The 229-nt window shown below is 70.3% G+C and carries 1 pseudogene; it reads left to right on the top strand.

The annotated features are described in order from the left end of the window. A pseudogene (locus GTY56_RS30860) lies at positions 1-194 on the top strand (NAD(P)H-dependent glycerol-3-phosphate dehydrogenase); the annotation flags it as partial. Between the last annotated feature and the right edge of the window lie 35 nt (positions 195-229).

Below are 229 nucleotides of genomic sequence, written 5' to 3'. Positions count from 1 at the left end.
AGGTCATGGGGGAGAGCCGCCAGATCGCCGAGGGCGTGAAGTCCTGTGAATCCGTGCAGTTGCTCGCGCAGCGCTACGGCGTCGAGATGCCGATCACCGACGTCGTGGTGTCGGTGGTCAGCGACGGCAAACCGCCGTCGGTGGGCATGGCGTTGCTGTCGCGCTCGGCCAAGCCCGAGCGCTACGAGGCATGAACCGGCGCCGCCCGATCCCACCGGCCGGGCCGCGC

It is taken from the genome of Streptomyces sp. SID5643 (genome assembly GCF_009872555.1).
Taxonomy (GTDB): domain Bacteria; phylum Actinomycetota; class Actinomycetes; order Streptomycetales; family Streptomycetaceae; genus Streptomyces; species Streptomyces iakyrus.
This window is presented reverse-complemented; position numbering and strand designations above follow the sequence as displayed.